Origin of the sequence: Paraburkholderia sp. GAS199, from assembly GCF_050436585.1 — a bacterium.
In the GTDB taxonomy this organism is placed as follows: domain Bacteria; phylum Pseudomonadota; class Gammaproteobacteria; order Burkholderiales; family Burkholderiaceae; genus Paraburkholderia.
In genome coordinates, this window is record NZ_JBNDMM010000006.1 from 528,875 (window position 1) to 546,232 (window position 17,358).

A 17,358-nucleotide genomic window follows, 5' to 3' on the forward strand; every position below is an offset into this window, starting at 1 on the left:
CGCACGAACCCTCCGAGGTATCCCAGCATGCAAACCAATCTTAGCGACTCCGCCAAAACCCTGTCACGTGCCGACGAAGCCGAGCAGATCCTGCGCTCCTGCGTGCACTGCGGCTTCTGCAACGCCACCTGCCCGACCTATCAGTTGCTCGGCAACGAACTCGACGGTCCGCGCGGACGCATCTATCTCATCAAGCAGATGCTCGAAGGCGAACCCGTCACGCAGAAAACCCAGTTGCACCTCGACCGCTGCCTCACCTGCCGCAATTGCGAAACCACCTGCCCGTCCGGCGTTTCCTATCACACGCTGCTCGATATCGGCCGCGCGGAGCTGGAACGGCGCATCGAGCGCCCCGTCTCCGAACGCCTGTTGCGCGAGGGACTGCGCCGCGTGATTCCTCATCCGGCGGTGTTCGGCGCGCTGCTGAAAACCGGCCGCGTCATGCGGCCGTTTCTTCCCGCCGCGCTTGGACGTAAAATCCCCAGGCGAAGCGTCGCGAGCGCAGACGGCCGGACAGCCCGGCCACTGCCGAGGCCGGCGCCGCGCCATCCGCGCACCATGCTGATGCTGGAGGGCTGCGTGCAACCCACGCTGTCGCCGAACACCAATGCGGCCGCCGCGCGCGTGCTGGACCGGCTGGGCATCGGCATCGTCGATGCAAAACGGGCCGGCTGTTGCGGCGCGACCGATTATCATCTGAATGCGCAGGAGGCCGGACTCGCCCGCGCACGGCGCAATATCGACGCGTGGTGGCCCGCCATCGAGGCCGGCGCCGAAGCGATCGTGCAGACGGCGAGCGGCTGCGGCGCGTTCGTCAAGGAGTATGGGCATCTGTTGCGTCACGACCCTCGCTATGCGTCAAAAGCGCAGCGGGTCAGCGAACTGGCGCGAGACCTCGTCGAGGTACTGGCTAACGAGCCGCTCGACCGGTTGCAGGCGCATGGATTGCCCCATGAAGCGGCTGGAGAGCGTCGCAGGATCGCGTTTCACTGCCCCTGCACGCTGCAGCATGCACAGAAGCTCGGCGGCGCGGTGGAGTCGATCCTCCAGCGCCTGGGCTTCGAGTTGACCGCGGTGCCGGACGCGCATCTGTGCTGCGGTTCGGCGGGCACGTATTCGATCACCCAGCCCGAGCTCGCGCAACGGCTGCGGGAGAACAAGCTCGACGCGCTGGAAAGCGGTGCGCCGGAGCGGATCGTCACCGCCAACATCGGCTGCCAGATGCATCTCGACGGCGGCGCCGACATGCCGGAGGCGCACTCCCGGAAAAGTCCGCGAGAACGCGCGCCAGTACACCCGATCACGCATTGGATTGAACTTGTAGAAGCATCCCTACCATAAACGAAACAGGAAATTCATTATGCTGAGCAAACCCGTGTTGACCGTTGCCGAAACCACCCGAATCCTCGAGGCCGCCCGCGCGGAGGCCGAAAAGAACCAGTGGGCGGTCGCCATCGTGGTCGTGGACGACGGCGGCCATCAGCTCGGCATGCTGCGTCTGGACGGCAGCGCGCCGGCCAGTTCGTATATCGCGACGGAAAAAGCCCGCACTTCGGCGCTCGGCCGTCGCGAAAGCAAGGTATACGAAGACATGATCAACAACGGCCGCACCGCGTTTCTGAGCGCACCGCTGCTGGGCACGCTCGAAGGCGGCGTGCCGGTGATCGTGGACGGCCAGGTGATCGGCGCGGTCGGCGTTTCGGGTGTCAAGGCGGATCAGGACGCGCAGGTCGCCAAAGCGGGTATTCAGGCGCTGGGCGTTTGAGCCGCCTTCGCTCGGAGTCAAGCGGATTCAAACAGGTTCACACAGCCTCATGAGCGGCGGCACGAAAGAAAGCCGCTTTCAATAGCATCAACGGGCCGATGCCCCCTCATCGGCCCCAATCAGATGGAGCAGTCGATGACTCAGATGAACACGCGCGGTGGACTGCAAGTCGCCGCCAACCTCGACCAGTTCGTCGAAACGGAAGCCCTGCCCGGCACCGGAATCGACAGCGCAGCTTTCTGGTCGGGTTTCGACGCCCTCGTGCACGAGCTGGCGCCCAAAAACCGCGCGCTGCTTGCCGAACGCGACCGCCTGCAAACCGAACTCGACACCTGGCATCGCGCCAATCCGGGTCCGGTGCGGGACCTGAGCGCGTATCGCGCCTTCCTGGAAGGCATCGGTTATATCGTGCCGTCGCCCGCCAGCGTCAAAGCCACGACCGACCACGTGGACACCGAAATCGCCGAGCAGGCCGGCCCGCAACTCGTGGTGCCGCTGTCGAACCAGCGCTATGCGCTGAACGCGGCCAACGCGCGTTGGGGCAGCCTGTACGACGCCCTCTACGGCACCGATGCGATTCCCGACACCGACGGCGCGGAAAAGCAGAAGGCTTTCAATCCGGTGCGCGGCGCCGCGGTGATCGCCTACGCACGCAAGTTTCTCGACGAAGCCGCGCCGCTCGCGAGCGGTTCGCACGCCGACGCCACGCTCTATAGCGTGGAGAACGGCAAACTCGTCGTCACGCTGAAAAGCGGCCCGGCCGCACTCAAAACGCCCGCGCAATTCATCGGCTTCCAGGGCGATGCGAGCGCACCATCGGCCGTTCTGCTCAAACACAACGGCCTGCACTTCGAAATCCAGATCGACGCCAACGACTCGATCGGCAAGACCGATTCGGCGCACGTGAAAGACGTCCTGGTCGAAGCGGCCGTGAGCACGATCATCGATTGCGAAGACTCGGTGGCCGCCGTCGATGCGGACGACAAGGTCCAGCTCTACCGCAACTGGCTCGGCCTGATGAACGGCACGCTGACCGAAGACGTCACGAAAAACGGCAAGACCTTCACGCGCCGTCTGAACGCCGATCGCGAATACACCGGCGCCGATGGTCAACCGGTGAAACTGCATGGACGCTCGCTGCTGTTCATCCGCAACGTCGGCCATCTGATGACCAACCCGGCCGTGCTCACGAAAGACGGTCACGAGATTCCCGAGGGCATTCTCGACGGCGTCATCACGACGCTGTGCGCCATGCACGACCGCAAGCACAAGCTCAATTCGCGCACCGGCTCGATCTATATCGTGAAGCCGAAAATGCACGGACCGGCCGAAGTGGCTTTCGCGAGCGAGCTGTTCGCGCGCGTGGAAGACCTCCTCAAGCTGCCGCGCAACACGATCAAGATGGGCATCATGGACGAGGAGCGCCGCACCAGCGTCAACCTGCTCGCCTGTATCGGCGAAGCGAAGGAGCGCGTGGCGTTCATCAATACGGGCTTCCTCGACCGCACCGGCGACGAGATGCACACGGCGATGGAAGCGGGTCCGATGATGCGCAAGGGCGACATGAAGTCGAGCGCCTGGATCGCCGCGTACGAACGCAGCAACGTGCTGGTCGGTTTGAGCGCGGGCTTGCGCGGCCGCTCGCAGATCGGCAAGGGCATGTGGGCGATGCCCGACCTGATGCACGCCATGCTCGAACAGAAAATCGCGCATCCGAAGGCCGGCGCCAACACCGCGTGGGTGCCCTCGCCCACCGCGGCCACGCTGCACGCGCTGCACTATCATCAGATCGACGTACAGGCCGTTCAGCAGGAACTCGAACGCACGGATTACGCCAAGGTGCGCGACGAACTGCTCGACGGACTTCTGACCATTCCGGTGGTGGCCGAAGCGAAATGGAGCGACGACGAGATCCGCAGCGAACTCGACAACAACGTTCAGGGCATTCTCGGCTATGTGGTGCGCTGGATCGATCAGGGCGTGGGTTGCTCCAAGGTGCCGGACATTCACAACGTCGGCCTGATGGAAGACCGCGCCACCTTGCGTATTTCGAGCCAGCACATCGCCAACTGGCTCTATCACGGTGTGGTGAAACGCGAACTGGTGGAAGAAACGTTCAAACGTATGGCCAAGGTGGTGGACAGTCAGAACGCCGGCGACCCGCACTACAAGCCGATGGCGCCCAGCTTCGATACGCTCGCCTTCAAGGCTGCGCAAGCGCTGGTATTCGAAGGACGCCAGCAGCCGAGCGGCTACACGGAGCCGTTGCTGCACAAGTTCCGTCTGGAAGTGAAGAAGGCGCAGTAAGGCCGCTATAGCAGGCTCAAAACCTGAGCTGTAAAGAAAGACGGGCGCCGCATGACACGGCGCCCGTTTTAATTTGCGCATGGCTAATGCGCGTTGCTTCTGCGTGAACCCTTGCGTGAATTTTCGTGCCACATGCCGTGGCTTAGCTGCCAGGCTTAGCGGCCTGCTTCCCTGATTGTCTTTGCCTGACGTCTCTGCCTGACTTGCCGGGCTGCGGCCCGCTCTGCGGGCCGCGCCGTCGGTCATGGATCGAGTCATGTTCTGGGATCGAAACGTCCCTTGCTTGCGCTCATGCGCCCGGCTTCCATGGAAGCCTTCGTCTCCTCCGCCTCGATTCGCTTCGTACGCGCTTCCTGCTTTTCGCGTACTTTCAGGCCGCCTCGGCCGTGTACTGCGCCGGCAGGTTGGCCTGCATGTAATTCTGCAGATACGCTTCGAATTCCGCTTTGACTTCCGGATGACGCAGCGCGAATTCGACCGTGGCCTTCAGATAGCCGAGCTTGCTGCCGCAATCGAAACGCGTGCCGAAGTAGCGATAGGCCAGCACCTGCTCTTCGGTGAGCAGCGATTGCACGGCGTCGGTGAGTTGCAATTCGCCGCCCGCGCCCGGCTTGAGCGCGCGAATGTGCTTGAAGATGGTCGGCATCAGCACGTAACGCCCCACCACGCCGAGATTGGACGGCGCCTTTTCCGGCGCCGGCTTTTCGACGATGCCCGAGAGCTTGATGACGTTGTCTTCCCACTCGCGGCCATCCACCACGCCGTACGAACGGCTGTCTTCGCGGTCGATGGTTTCCACGCCGATCACCGAGCTGTGATAGTGATTGAACGTATCGACGAGCTGGCTCATCACCGGCTTCGCGCTATGCAGCAGGTCGTCGGCGAGAATCACGGCGAACGGGCTGTCGCCCACCAGTTTCTCGGCGCACAGCACGGCATGACCCAGACCGAGCGCTTCGGCCTGACGCACGTAGAAGCAGTCGACGTTCGCCGGTTTGATGCTGCGCACGAGGTCGAGCAGCTTCTGCTTGTTGCGCGCTTCGAGTTCGGCTTCGATTTCGTAGGACTTGTCGAAATGATCTTCGATGGCGCGCTTGCTGCGCCCCGTCACGAAGATCATTTCCGTAATGCCCGCTGCGATCGCCTCTTCCACCGCGTACTGAATCAGCGGTTTGTCGACGATGGGCAGCATTTCCTTCGGGCTTGCTTTGGTAGCCGGCAGGAATCGTGTCCCGAGGCCCGCTACGGGAAACACGGCTTTGGTGACTTTCAGCATGGTAGGCAATCCCTGATCGGTTAGAAATTAGAGTGTTCGCGGACCTGGCGGCCAATCGGCGTCGCCGGAAAGACTAGCAAAAAAAACAAATCGGTTCACGTCTGAAACTATTCGAATCGAATAAATAAATTGATTCGATATTGCAGTGCCGGAACAAAGCCGGCGGGGCTCGGCGAGAATCAGGAAACAATTACAGTTTCGTGATGAATTATTTTTCGGGAATTCCGAAAAATTTACGGATGCGACGGCTCACGCCAATGCGCTAGGCCGTCTCATTCGTTCTCGTCGACCTGCGGCAGCTTCGCCTGGTTAATGCGGAACCGGCGGATCGGTTCGTTGCGCAGCGCCTCCCGATAGGCGGACGCCGCAACCAGTATGAGCAGCACGGCAATGCCGGCAAGTAGATGCAGGTTCATGACTTCACCTCGGGTCAAGAGAATCCGTCACTCAAATTATCATGACAAAAGCGGCAAATAATTCGCGCTCACGACTCATTATGCTTAATTACAATTCGTCACAAAATCGCCATTCAATTGAATTGAATAACGGTTTTTTTATCGATTTTTTGCCGCGCCGGTGCTCTAGCATGGACCCACCGCGCGCGCATGGCGCGTGGCCGGAATACGCTTTCTCTTCCTCAGAATAAGGACCGCGCATGAGCGACTCAGCACTGGATGCCGGCGGCTCGTCCCTGCCCCTCACACCTTCACGCGCCTCGACAGCGCAGGCACGCCCGCAAAGCGAGGCGCGGGCCGACAGCGCCGGCAAGGAGCACGTGATCGACGCATTGCGGGGCTTCGCCGCGTTGCTGGTGGCGTATTTTCACTGCCGTCAGGTGGAATGGGTCGGCATGCAGACGTTCCACCAGAACGCGGGACACGCTTTCAATCTGGATTCGATCGCCGCGTATCTCACCTTTCCGATTGCATGGGGTTCGGCCGGCGTGCCGATTTTCTTCGTGATCAGCGGTTATTGCATTCACCGCGGCGGTGCGTTGCGGCTTGCAAAAAATCCCGCCTATCAGCTGGATGCCGGCAATTTCTGGGTACGCCGTTTTGCGCGGATTTATCCCGTGCTGCTCGCGGCGCTCGTGCTCACCCTCGCACTCGACTGGGTCAGTCTGCAATTGCCGCCGGTCAATCACAAGATTCGCGAGATCGGTGTACAGGCATTTCTGGTCAATCTGTTTTCGCTGCAGGGCGTGGCCGGCAAGACGTATGGCTCGAACGGCGCGCTCTGGACGCTTTCGCTCGAAGTGCAGTTTTACGCGATCTATCCGCTGCTATTCGCATTGCGCCGCCGTTTGGGCATGACCCCGGTGCTGGCGATCGTCGCCGTCGTCAACGTCGTCTCGGCGTATGTGCTGGAGCGGCACGACATCCAGTTCTTCACGTCCTACTGGTTTGCCTGGACGCTCGGCGCGTGGATCGCCGACGCCCGCGCCCACCGTGCGGCGGATAAACGCTCGTCGATCTGGCTTTACGTAGTGGCAGCCGGACTCATCGCGCTCGGCTGCGTCGCGTTCCACTTCGGGCAATACGGCGCGTTCCAGTTGTGGGCGCTCGGCTTCGCGTTCTATCTGTACAAGGCACTGGAGCGGCGCAACGCCGATACGCCCGGCTTGCGTCTGCTTTCGCGTTTCGGTGACTTCAGCTTCTCGCTCTACCTGATCCATCTGCCGATCTTCGTGCTGCTCTCGTCGCTGCTGTTCCGCTCGTCGCTGCAAATGTCGATCTGGCCGTCGTTCGGCTACATGCTGGTGGCCGTGCCGGTCGCGTACGTGTTCTACCGGCTGGTCGAATTGCCGGCCATGAAGTGGTCGGCAAGTTTCAAGCCCGCGAGTCGCAATCCCCATGGCGCGCAACGCGCATAAAAAAAGGAGCGGAAGTCTTTCGGCTTCCGCTCCTTTCACCTTCTTCCTTTCACCTTCATCTGCCAGCTGAACCCTGTGCGGCGCGATGGCGCCGCGCAACACCCTCCGCAATACCGTTTAACGCCCCGCCACGCGCTTCAGAATCCGTTCGACACCTGCGACATAGGTCTCGGTGCCGAACCGGCTCAGCGCCGTCTGGTAGCCGTTCCTGACGAGCCGGTTGCGCAATTCGTCGTTCGAGCGCAGTTCGGCCAGCGTGTCGGCGAGTTCGTGCGCGTCGCCCGGCGTGCACAGCACGCCGTTCTGGTGGTCGTCGATGATCTCCAGCACACCGCCCGCGCGCGCGGCCACGACCGGCCGTTGCGCCAGCATGCCCTCGACGATCACGCGGCCGAACGGCTCGGGCGTGATCGACGTGTGCACCACGGCGTCGACCGCGCACATACAGGCCGCGATGTCGTCCTGGAAGCCGAGAAAATGCACGCGCGCGCCCAGGTTGTGCGCGGCCACGAACGCGTGCAATTCGATCTCGTACTGATCTTCGCCGAACAGCGGCGCGCCCACCAGCACCGCATGCATCTGCGGATTGAGCACCATCGCCTCGAGCAGCACGTGTTGTCCTTTCCAGCGTGCAAGACGGCTGAACGAACCCACCAGGAATGCGTCCTTCGGCAGATTGAGGTGATGCCGCAGGGTCGCCTGCGGGACCGTGCGCAAGGCGTCGAAAGGCGCCGCAGCAATGCCGTTGAACACGACGTCGATACGCTTTTCGTCGAACTGCGTGAGATCGGCAAATGCGCGCGCCGACGCCGCCGAATTGGCGATGACATGCGTGAGACCGAGACGGGCGCACCATTTGATGATCGACAGTTGCTTGCTGCCGAAATGCTCCGCGCTGACGATATCGCGCAGATGCCACACCACGGGTTTCTTCGCGAGCTTGCCGGCAATCGCGCCGATCACCATCGCGCGCTGCGTGTTGGCGTAAATCACGTCGGCGTTGCGGGCGCGTTTCGCGGTGGCCCGCACGAGCGACATCAGACCCTTCAGCGCCTGGCCCTTCGGCAACGAGCCGCCCTGCTTGCGCACGTTGCGCAGCGCGCCGGCTTCCAGCACGTTGACGGTCACGCCGGTTTTGGCGAGCGCGGTGCGAAACGGGCCGTCGTCGAACAGGACCACTTCGATGCGCGAGCGCAGCGCCTTCACGATTTCCAGCAAGGAGAGTTCGGCACCGCCCAGCACGCCGCTCTGATCGACCGCGAGAATACGCGGCGCGTTGGCCGCACTCGAAGCAGAAGAGTCCGCCTTGTAAGGCACATACGCCGGCAGCGTGGCGAGGCGCAAGGCCGGTGCCGAGGCCCGTACGTGCGCAAAGAAACGCTCGCGGAAATGGGCGGCGGAAAACTGCTCGGCATTCGCGCGGCAATCGTTCGGCGAAAAGCGCTTGCGATGCTCGTCGAAACGCGCCACCGCCGCGACGATCGACTCGATGTTCTGCTCGTCGAAGAAAAGACCCGTGGGGCGCGGCTCCGACAGATCGCGCACGGTTTCCAGTGCGCCGCCCTTGCCGAATGCGATGACCGGCGTGCCGCAAGCCTGCGCCTCGACCACCGAAATACCGAAGTCTTCTTCCGCGGCGAACACGAACGCCTTCGCGCGGCTCATCTTTTCCTTGAGCACCTTGAACGGCTGATAGCCCATGATTTCGACGTTGGGCCCGGCTTTGGCGCGGATTTTCTGCATGTCGGGGCCGTCGCCGATCACCACGAGTTTGCGCTCGGGCATCGTGGCGAAGGCCTCGACGATCAGGTCGATTTTCTTGTACGGCACCATACGCGAGGCCGTCAGATAAAAATCTTCCTTCTCGGTGCACAGCGAAAACGCCTCGACGTCCACCGGCGGAAAGATCACCTTGGCGTCGCGCTGATAGACCTTTTTGATGCGTCGCGCGATGAAGTCCGAATTCGCGACGAAGCCGTCCACCGAATTCGACGTGCGGATGTCCCAGTTACGGATGTAGTGAAGAATCAGCCGCGCCATCGCCGACTTCGGCCCGGCCGTCAGCTTCGACTGCTGCAGATACTGATGCTGCAGATCCCACGCGTAGCGGATCGGCGAATGCACGTAGCTGATATGCACCTGGTCGGGGCCGGTGAGAATGCCTTTGGCCACCGCATGACTGCTGGAGATCACCACGTCGTACGCGGAGACGTCCAGCTGCTCGATGGCGAGCGGCATCAAGGGCAGATAGGTACGGTACTTCGTGCGCGCGAGCGGCAGCTTCTGGATGAAGGAAGTGGTGACCGGCTTGCCGCGCAGAAAGCTGCGATCGTCGAGAAAATCGACGAGGCTGAACAGATCGGCGTCGGGAAAGCACGCCACGATCTGCTCCAGCACTTTCTCCGCGCCCGCATACGTGACGAGCCAGTCGTGCACGATCGCGACACGCACCTGCTTGCCGGCACGCAGGCCGGCGCGGCGCGGCGGCGCCTGCACGCCCGGAACCGTGGTCAGTTCGGCCAGCGCGCTGCGCGTTGCAGGTTGCAGCACGGCTTTTTCAAGGACTTCGTTAGTCATGCGCTTTTCCTCGGATTCAGTCGCAACAGCAGTGAACGCGCAAGATCGCGCAAGGCGGGCGTCATGGTGATCGACCAGGCGACATTCGCGCCTACCATCAACACACCAGCGACGATCGCCGCAGCGAGACCCGGCAGAAAACTGGCAAGCCAGAGGCTGGCCAGCAGAAAAGCAAGGTGGGCGAGCATGTCGAGCGCGATCTGACGCGCGCGAATTGCCGAGAGTTTCAGCAGCACCGCGTAATCGAACAGTGCGCGTCCGGCCACGGCCATCGCCGCGCCCGTCAAGCCGAAATGGGTGATGCCGAGCCACAAAGCCCCTGCAAACAGGGGCAATTCGAACAGGCCGACGCGCGCGGCGGTGGCCGGATTGACCTGCGACTGGATCAGGATGCGCGTGACGTTCGCCTGACCGACCAGCCACACCGCGACGATCATGATTCGCCCGACAGGCGCCGCCACCGTCGCGATTTCATTGCCGACCCACAGATGCAGAAACGGTTCGAGCACCAGCATCGCGACGAGCGCGACCGGCGTGAACACGCCGTTGAGAAATTCGAGCGACTGCCGGGTGATCGTATCGGCATCGGCGCGGCCCACGGCGGACAGACGCGGAAACAGCGTGCGCACCAGCGCGGTCGGCACGATATTCAGCCGTGTCACGAGGTTTTGCGGCACCGTGTAATACGTCACGAAGCGCGCGCCGAGACTGGTGCCGAGCATCACGCGGTCGAGCGATTCGGCCACCATGTTGGTCACGCTGGCAATCAGCATCCAGCCGCCGAAGTTGAACAGCCCCTTCGCCACGCCGAACTGCGGCCGCTGGATACTGCGTATTTCCAGCACTTTCAGCGCCGAACGGCCCAGCAGGATCGCCGCCAGAATGCGCGCGAACACGGCCGCCGCGAGCACGTTCTGCAAGGTCGCCCCCATCCAGAGCGCCGCGCCGAGCGGCAGCAACTGGAACAGGAACGTGCCGATGGTCTGATTGGTGTTGTAGACCCCGAAACGTTCCGCGCCGTTGATCGCGCCCGCGAACACCCACGACACGTTGGCAATCGGAATGGCTACCGCGAGCCACGGCAGCGCCATATAGACCTCGTGCTGCAACTCCGGCGACACCTTGGTGAAATACGCCGTGTACAGGAACGCGCCGAAATAAATGATGAGCCCGCCGATCACGCCCGTCGCGAGATTGAGCCAGGTGGCGCTCCAGAACACTCGGGCGCTCTCGCCCTGGTCGCCGGACGCGCGAGCCTTCGAAATGTGATTCTGCGCGGCCATGCTCATGCCGAGATCGAGAATCCCGAAGTAGCCGATCAGCGTCCACACGAGACTGATCACGCCGTAGCGCTCGACGCCGAGCAGCTTGATATACGACGGCACGGTCACGAGCGAGACGAAGGTCGGCAGCACCAGCCCGAAGAAGTTGATCGCTACGTTCTTGAGAATGCCTTTATCCATCGGATGCCCTGAGTTTTACTGCGTTGTACTGCGCTTTGTTGCCTTGAATGCTTCCACTTCGCGCGACGTTTCCGTCACGGTTTCCAGCGGTACATCATCACTTTGCCGCGCGCGTCTTCCTCGACGAACACGAGGTATTCGCCGTTGCTGCGCTTCGCCGCGCTGATGCCGTTGGGCACGTCCACCCAGCCCGATGCGCTGCCCACTTCCGCGCCGGGACGGATCACGCCGAGTTCGCGGCCGCTGTCCTTGTCCCAGACGTGCACGGCGCCCACGGGTTCGACGCCGAACACGTATTGCCCTTCGACCGTGAGGCCGATGATGGTGGCGATGGGCTTGGTCTGCGTGGTCCACGGCAGCGTGATCGAATAGCGCTGCACGGGTTTGCCGCTCGACCATTTGTCGTAGCGCACCAGCACGCGGCCCACTTCCTTCCAGAAGCCGCGATCCGGCGGCGTGTCGGCCGTATAACCGGTCACGTACATGGTGTCGGTATCGGGTTCGTAGATCGCGCGATGCAGTTCGGTGAACGGTTGCGGCACCGGATACTGCGTGAGATTCGAATACGAGTAGACCGGGTTGCCCTTCGCGTCGAGGCCGCCGAAACGGAAGCGGTAGATGCCTTTGTTGTCGCGGGTGCGCCAGATGTCGCCCGCGCTGTCCACCCACCAGCCCCAGCCTCCCGCGAGCTTCGTGCCGCTCGTGTTGAGCGCGAATTCGTCGTTGTCGAATTTGCCGTTACCGTTGGCGTCGCGCCAGATCCAGTCGCCGCCCGGCGGCGCATTCGGGATGCGCGACACGGCACGCTCGCGTCCGGCAATGAAGCCCGAGGGAATCGCCGTTTCGCCGTCGTGTTGCGGATCGAAGCGATAGATTTTCAGATGGTCCGCGTACATGTCCGTGAGAAACAGGAACGTGCGGCCCTTGAGCTTGCGAGCGATCGGCAGACCGGGATACTGGTCGGTGTGAAACACGGGATCGTCCGGATACTTGAAGCGGTTCGACAGAAAACCCGCGTATTTCCAGTCCTGTCCGGCAGGTTTGGAGAGATCGAGCTCGAAGCGCTTGTTGCCCGTATAGACGCTATCGGGCCGCGACGGATCGATCCACGCACCGTCGACGAAAAGCAGACCCTGCACCTGCCAGTTCTGCTTGCCGTCCGCCGCATAGCTTTCCAGCGTTGCACCGAGGCCCGCGCCGATCGGTTCGTAGCGCGGGCCGATACCATTGGTTGACACGATCACGTTGCCGCGCGCATCGACGCCCACGCCGGTCAGTCCATTGAAGCGCTGCGGCCCCGGCTTGCCGGGCGTGCCGCTGAAAATGCCGCCGCGCTCGCCGAGCGTGCCGGATTGCGCGTAACGTCCGTTGCTTTTGCTGAAGAACAGCACCTGCTGGCGCACGCCGTTATCCGCGATCAACACGCGGCCTTGCGCGTCCACGGCGAGATCCACCGCGACCGTGTCCGCGGGTAGCGTGAAGTTTTCGTCGATCCGTTTGCCGGTGCTCGTGTAGTGCTCGACCACGGGCGTCTTGTCCGTGCGCGTGCCGCTCAGCACCCACAACGTGCCGTCCGGTGCTAGCGCGATGCGGCCGGGTTCGTGCACGGTCCACGTGGTTTTCTGCTGCATCGATTCGGCGTCGTACACCTCGATGCGGTCGCGTGCGGTGTTCGACGCGAACAGCGTGCTGTCGGTGGCCGCAAGACCGCCGATCTCCGCGCTCGTGCCCGTGGGCACTTCGTTCATCATCAGGAATCCGGCTGCCAGCTGCGCGTGCGGATCGGCGCTTTTCGCCGCGGGCTGGAACGGCGCCGCGCGTTTCGGATCGGCAATCTGGCGGCGCGAAATGCCGAACCATTGCTTGCCCTTCTCCGGCCACACGCCCTGCTCGACGAGATGTCCTTTTTCATTGCCCACGGCGATTGCCACGAACACATACTTGCGATTCACCGCGATCGCATTGCCGCCGCCATTGCCCCAGCCGTGCGTGCCGCCCGCGAAGCCCAGCATCTTGCCGTTCTGATAAACGCTCGCTTCCGCGCCGCTCTCGTCCCACGGCGCATTCGTATAGACGCGGCCGTCGGGCGCCACGGCAATCGCCGTGATGTTGATCTGTGTCCAGCTGCCGTCACCGAAACCGAATGTATTGCCGATCCACGAGGTTTTCGCGTTCAACGCGTTTTCCGCGCGCGCAGCGAGGCTGACCGATCCGGCGGCCACACCAACGGCACAGGCCAGCACAGCGAGCCAGCTCCTGAACGTGAAACGCGACAAAGTACTTCCTCCAGTCAGAACCGCATCGCGAGCGGCAAAAAAGCCGCGTGCGAGATGGGCGGTGAAAAAAGAGACGCGGCAAAAAGTGCTGCAAACAGGACCGCAAAACCGCGCGGCGCAAACCGCTTGCGGTGACACGATTGAATGACGGGGCAAAGAAATGAGCCGCCGGTGAGCCACCGGAAAGCGACCCGCTGCGGCCTGTGCAAACGCTCACACAGCCGGCTCGCACGTTCGCCCCTGACGAGGCAACGACCCGCGCCGCAGGCCCAATCCGCACGGCTCACATTACGCGGAAAAAACGCCGCAACGAAAATCGAAAATAATTCAAAAATATTCGAAGCTTTAAGCGGCGCGAAAGAAATGACTTTAAAAATGAATTAAATCCGGATTCGCGCATACGGCCGCCCGGAGCACCGACCCGGACGCGCGCCGCACCACCTATTTACCGACGTCATCGCTACAGCGTCGCACTTCTTACTCATGGACTTCGCGATTTAACACCTGTTCTGCGCTCCACATGGGCAAGCATAAAAATCCATTCCAAATGGATAACGAAACACCCTGTTGCAATCTGATTCAATTAACCAATTCATTCCCGTTTTTTCACGATTTTCTTTTCCCTAGAATCGATTGCACTTCCGTTACGACGTGAAGTGCCCTCGCCGCCTGCGCGCCTACCCGCTTCACACCATGGATGGTTCATGACTGCTAGCGCACTGAACTCAGCGCCTTCACATTCCCGCCGCATCGTGCAGCTCGACGGCTTGCGCGCCATCGCCGTGCTCGCGGTCTTCGCCCAGCACGCGCTGAAAGCGCCGCTATGGATGGGCGTCGATCTGTTCTTCGTTCTGAGCGGGTTTCTGATTACCGGCATCCTGCTCGAACGCAAGGCACGCGAGCAGTCGTATTTCGGTTACTTCTATGCGCGCCGGGCGCGCCGCATTCTGCCGCCGTACGTGCTGCTGATGGTGGTGTCGTCGATTCTGTTCGGTTTCGGCTGGGCGCAGCACTGGGAGTGGTACGCGTTCTTCGCCACCAACATCGGCGACGCGCTGAATCAGAGCGGCCACGACAGTCTCAACGTGCTGTGGTCCCTCGCCGTGGAAGAGCAGTTCTATATTTTCTGGCCGTTCGTGATTTTGTTGCTGCCCGAGCGCGTGCTCGGCTACGTGGCCGCGGCGCTGATCGTGCTGGTGCCGGTACTGCGCGCAGTCGCAACGCCCTGGTTCGATTCGTTCTGGCCGATCTATTACCTCACGCCGTTCCGCATGGACCTGCTGGCGGCCGGCGCGCTGCTTGCGGTGGCCGTGCGCCGCAACCGCGATGCACTCGAACCCTTCAAGGGACTCGCGGTACTGGGCTTTTTCGCCGCGCTGGCCGTGCTCGCGTGGTTGCATCTGCATTACCCGCGCTTTCGGGCCGCCAATACGCCGCTTTCGAATGCCGGGCTCTACAGCGTTTCGTTGGTGCTTTGTACGTCCGTCGTGGTCATCGCCCTGCAAAGCAAGGGCATCGTCAAACGGCTGCTGTGCAATCCCGTGCTGGTGTACATCGGCACCATCAGCTACACGATCTACCTGATTCACCTGAGCGTGCTGTACACCTTGTGGCCGCTGCATCTGAACCGTTTCGTAACCGCGGCGCTGGCGCTGGCCATCACGCTGGCCTATGCGAGCATCACATGGTTCGCGTTCGAACGCCGCCTGATTCACGGCCCGGCGAAAGCGGCCGGTACGGGTGTCACGCAAAGCGCGCCGCAAGCCAGCCAGGGCCGCGCATGAGACGCCGCGCGTGGCTCGTGGCGAGCTGGCTCGGCGCACTGGCGGCACCTTCGTTCGTGCTGAACGCGTACGCGGCCACTGCTGCGCACGCGGCTTCGATCCAGATCGAGGCCTATGGCGATTCGACCACGCTCGGCATTACCTGCAGCAACGGCCATTGCGGTCCGCAAGACCAGAACGCCGTGACGTATCTGCGCGATGCGCTGCAAGCGCGTTACGGCGAACGCGTCCAGGTTGCGAACGACGGCGTCGGCGGCACGATGGCGAGCCAGTTGCGCGACGGCACCGGCAATCGCCGCGCCGGCCCCACTGCCGGTTTGCCCTGGCAGGAGCGGCTGGCCGCGTCGTCCGCGCGCATCGTGCTGATCAATTACGGCATCAACGAAGTGATGCAGAACCAGACGCCCGAGCAGTTCTACGCCGCCGAAACGACGCTGGTGAAAACCGCTCGCGCGCAGGGCAAGCTGCCGGTGCTGCAGACCTCGAATCCGATGCCGGATAACCGCCTCAACGCGCGGCTGGCCGCGATGGTCGCCATGACGCGACGCGTGGCCGTCGAACAGAACGTGCCGCTCGTCGATCAGTTCGCGTACGTGAGCAGCGTGCCGGACTGGAAGAGCCTGATGTCCGACGGCGCGCATCCGAAGCCCGAGTTGTACCGCCTCAAGGCCGATCAGGATTTTCGTGTCGTCGATCCGTTAGTGCGGCAATTGCTGGACGGCACGCGTTGAAGCTGTTTTTCAAGTGCGCTTCGATGCAGTGCCATCGCAGCGCGCTTCTGAAATCTGCTTCCGAGTGTGCCGATGAAATGCGCCGAGAGGCGCGACTGCTTCTTCTTTTCTCTTTTACCAATATCGAAGGCGAGCTATGAGCCAACCACGCAAAGCGATCATCACCGGCGTTTCCGGACAGGACGGCGCCTATCTGACCAAACTGCTGCTCGACAAGGGCTATCAGGTGACGGGCACGTATCGCCGCACGAGTTCGGTGAATTTCTGGCGCATCCGTGAGCTCGGCGTGCTCGATCATCCGAACCTGCGTCTGGTCGAGCACGACCTCACCGACCTCGGTTCGACGCTGCGTCTGCTGGAAGGCGCGCAGGCCGACGAGTTGTACAACCTCGCCGCGCAAAGCTTCGTGGGTGTCTCGTTCGACCAGCCCGTCACCACCGCCGAAGTGACCGGCATCGGCGCGCTGAATCTGCTGGAAGGCATTCGCATTCTGAATCCGAAAACACGCTTCTATCAGGCCTCGACCTCGGAAATGTTCGGCCTCGTGCAAGCCGTGCCGCAGCGCGAAGACACGCCCTTCTATCCGCGCAGCCCGTATGGTGTCGCCAAGCTGTTCGCGCACTGGTCCACCATCAACTATCGTGAATCGTATGGCCTGTTCGCGAGCAGCGGGATTCTGTTCAACCACGAATCGCCGCTGCGTGGCCGCGAATTCGTCACGCGCAAGATTACGGACACCGTCGCGAAGATCAAGCTCGGCAAGCAGGAAGTGCTCGAACTCGGCAACCTGAGCGCGAAACGCGACTGGGGTTTCGCGCTCGAATACGTGGAAGGCATGTGGCGCATGCTGCAGGCCGACGAGCCGGACACCTTCGTGCTCGCCACCGGCCGCACCGAAACGGTCCGCGATTTCGTGCGTATGGCGTTTGCCGCGGCGGGTTATCAGCTCGAGTGGTCGGGCAAAGAAGAACGCGAAACCGGTATCGATGTGGCCACCGGCAAGACGCTGGTGCGCGTGAATCCGAAGTTCTATCGTCCGGCGGAAGTGGATCTGCTGATCGGTTGCGCCGATAAAGCCCACGCGAAACTTGGCTGGAAGCCCGAAACCACGCTGGAGCAACTGTGCCACATGATGGTTCACGCCGACCTCGGTCGCAACGAACATCACGAGACGTTCTGATCGCAATCATGCGGCCGCGTCGGGTTTCGACGCGGCCGTGTGCGTGACAACCGGAACCTGCCGGTAGAGATTAAAAAAGCGAGGCCCGATTTTTTACGATCGGGCCTCGCTTTTTATTGGCAGCTA

At 62.2% G+C, this 17,358-nt stretch carries 12 protein-coding genes; 7 read left to right on the forward strand and 5 right to left on the reverse strand.

Annotated elements, in window-relative coordinates; translation table 11 throughout:
• The first annotated feature begins 27 nt into the window (after positions 1-27).
• The 3 genes from glcF (at position 28) to P3T18_RS24330 (ending at position 4,072) form a co-directional block, all read left to right on the forward strand.
• Positions 28-1,341: a glycolate oxidase subunit GlcF gene (gene glcF, locus P3T18_RS24320; protein WP_429302512.1), complete on the forward strand. Its 1,314-nt coding sequence runs from the start codon at positions 28-30 to the stop codon at positions 1,339-1,341.
• A gap of 19 nt (positions 1,342-1,360) precedes the next feature.
• Complete coding sequence (locus P3T18_RS24325) at positions 1,361-1,765, forward strand: GlcG/HbpS family heme-binding protein (RefSeq protein ID WP_429302513.1); 405 nt, start codon at positions 1,361-1,363, stop codon at positions 1,763-1,765.
• Between the two features lie 135 nt (positions 1,766-1,900).
• Positions 1,901-4,072 (forward strand): malate synthase G, encoded by a 2,172-nt coding sequence (locus P3T18_RS24330; RefSeq protein WP_429302514.1) that lies wholly within the window; start codon positions 1,901-1,903, stop codon positions 4,070-4,072.
• A 370-nt stretch (positions 4,073-4,442) separates the two neighbouring features.
• Here P3T18_RS24330 and galU read toward each other — a convergent pair whose 3' ends face one another.
• Positions 4,443-5,348: a UTP--glucose-1-phosphate uridylyltransferase GalU gene (galU, locus tag P3T18_RS24335; protein ID WP_429302515.1), complete on the reverse strand. Its 906-nt coding sequence runs from the start codon at positions 5,346-5,348 to the stop codon at positions 4,443-4,445.
• A 272-nt stretch (positions 5,349-5,620) separates the two neighbouring features.
• A complete protein-coding gene (locus tag P3T18_RS24340) occupies positions 5,621-5,764 on the reverse strand; it encodes a hypothetical protein (protein ID WP_429302516.1) in 144 nt (47 codons plus the stop codon).
• 239 nt (positions 5,765-6,003) lie between these two features.
• Here P3T18_RS24340 and P3T18_RS24345 point away from each other — a divergent pair, with 239 nt between their 5' ends.
• Positions 6,004-7,221, forward strand: a complete 1,218-nt coding sequence (locus P3T18_RS24345) for an acyltransferase family protein (protein ID WP_429302517.1) — start codon at positions 6,004-6,006, stop codon at positions 7,219-7,221.
• Positions 7,222-7,338: 117 nt separating this feature from the next.
• Here the strand turns inward: P3T18_RS24345 and P3T18_RS24350 are convergent, their stop codons facing one another.
• The 3 genes from P3T18_RS24350 to P3T18_RS24360 form a co-directional block, all read right to left on the reverse strand.
• Positions 7,339-9,798: a glycosyltransferase family 4 protein gene (locus P3T18_RS24350; RefSeq protein WP_429302518.1), complete on the reverse strand. Its 2,460-nt coding sequence runs from the start codon at positions 9,796-9,798 to the stop codon at positions 7,339-7,341.
• The gene (locus tag P3T18_RS24355) at positions 9,795-11,261 is read right to left on the reverse strand and encodes a flippase (protein WP_429302519.1); all 1,467 of its coding nucleotides are present in this window, start codon (positions 11,259-11,261) and stop codon (positions 9,795-9,797) included. Before P3T18_RS24355 ends, P3T18_RS24350 begins: the two co-directional genes overlap by 4 nt.
• A 74-nt stretch (positions 11,262-11,335) precedes the next feature.
• The gene (locus P3T18_RS24360) at positions 11,336-13,537 is read right to left on the reverse strand and encodes a hypothetical protein (RefSeq protein ID WP_429302520.1); all 2,202 of its coding nucleotides are present in this window, start codon (positions 13,535-13,537) and stop codon (positions 11,336-11,338) included.
• 704 nt (positions 13,538-14,241) lie between these two features.
• Here P3T18_RS24360 and P3T18_RS24365 point away from each other — a divergent pair.
• The 3 genes from P3T18_RS24365 (at position 14,242) to gmd (ending at position 17,232) form a co-directional block, all read left to right on the forward strand.
• Positions 14,242-15,321, forward strand: a complete 1,080-nt coding sequence (locus P3T18_RS24365) for an acyltransferase family protein (protein WP_429302521.1) — start codon at positions 14,242-14,244, stop codon at positions 15,319-15,321.
• Positions 15,318-16,052, forward strand: a complete 735-nt coding sequence (locus P3T18_RS24370) for an SGNH/GDSL hydrolase family protein (RefSeq protein ID WP_429302522.1) — start codon at positions 15,318-15,320, stop codon at positions 16,050-16,052. Before P3T18_RS24365 ends, P3T18_RS24370 begins: the two co-directional genes overlap by 4 nt.
• Positions 16,053-16,188: 136 nt before the next feature.
• A complete protein-coding gene (gmd, locus tag P3T18_RS24375; protein ID WP_429302523.1) occupies positions 16,189-17,232 on the forward strand; it encodes a GDP-mannose 4,6-dehydratase in 1,044 nt (347 codons plus the stop codon).
• The last annotated feature ends 126 nt before the right edge of the window (positions 17,233-17,358 follow it).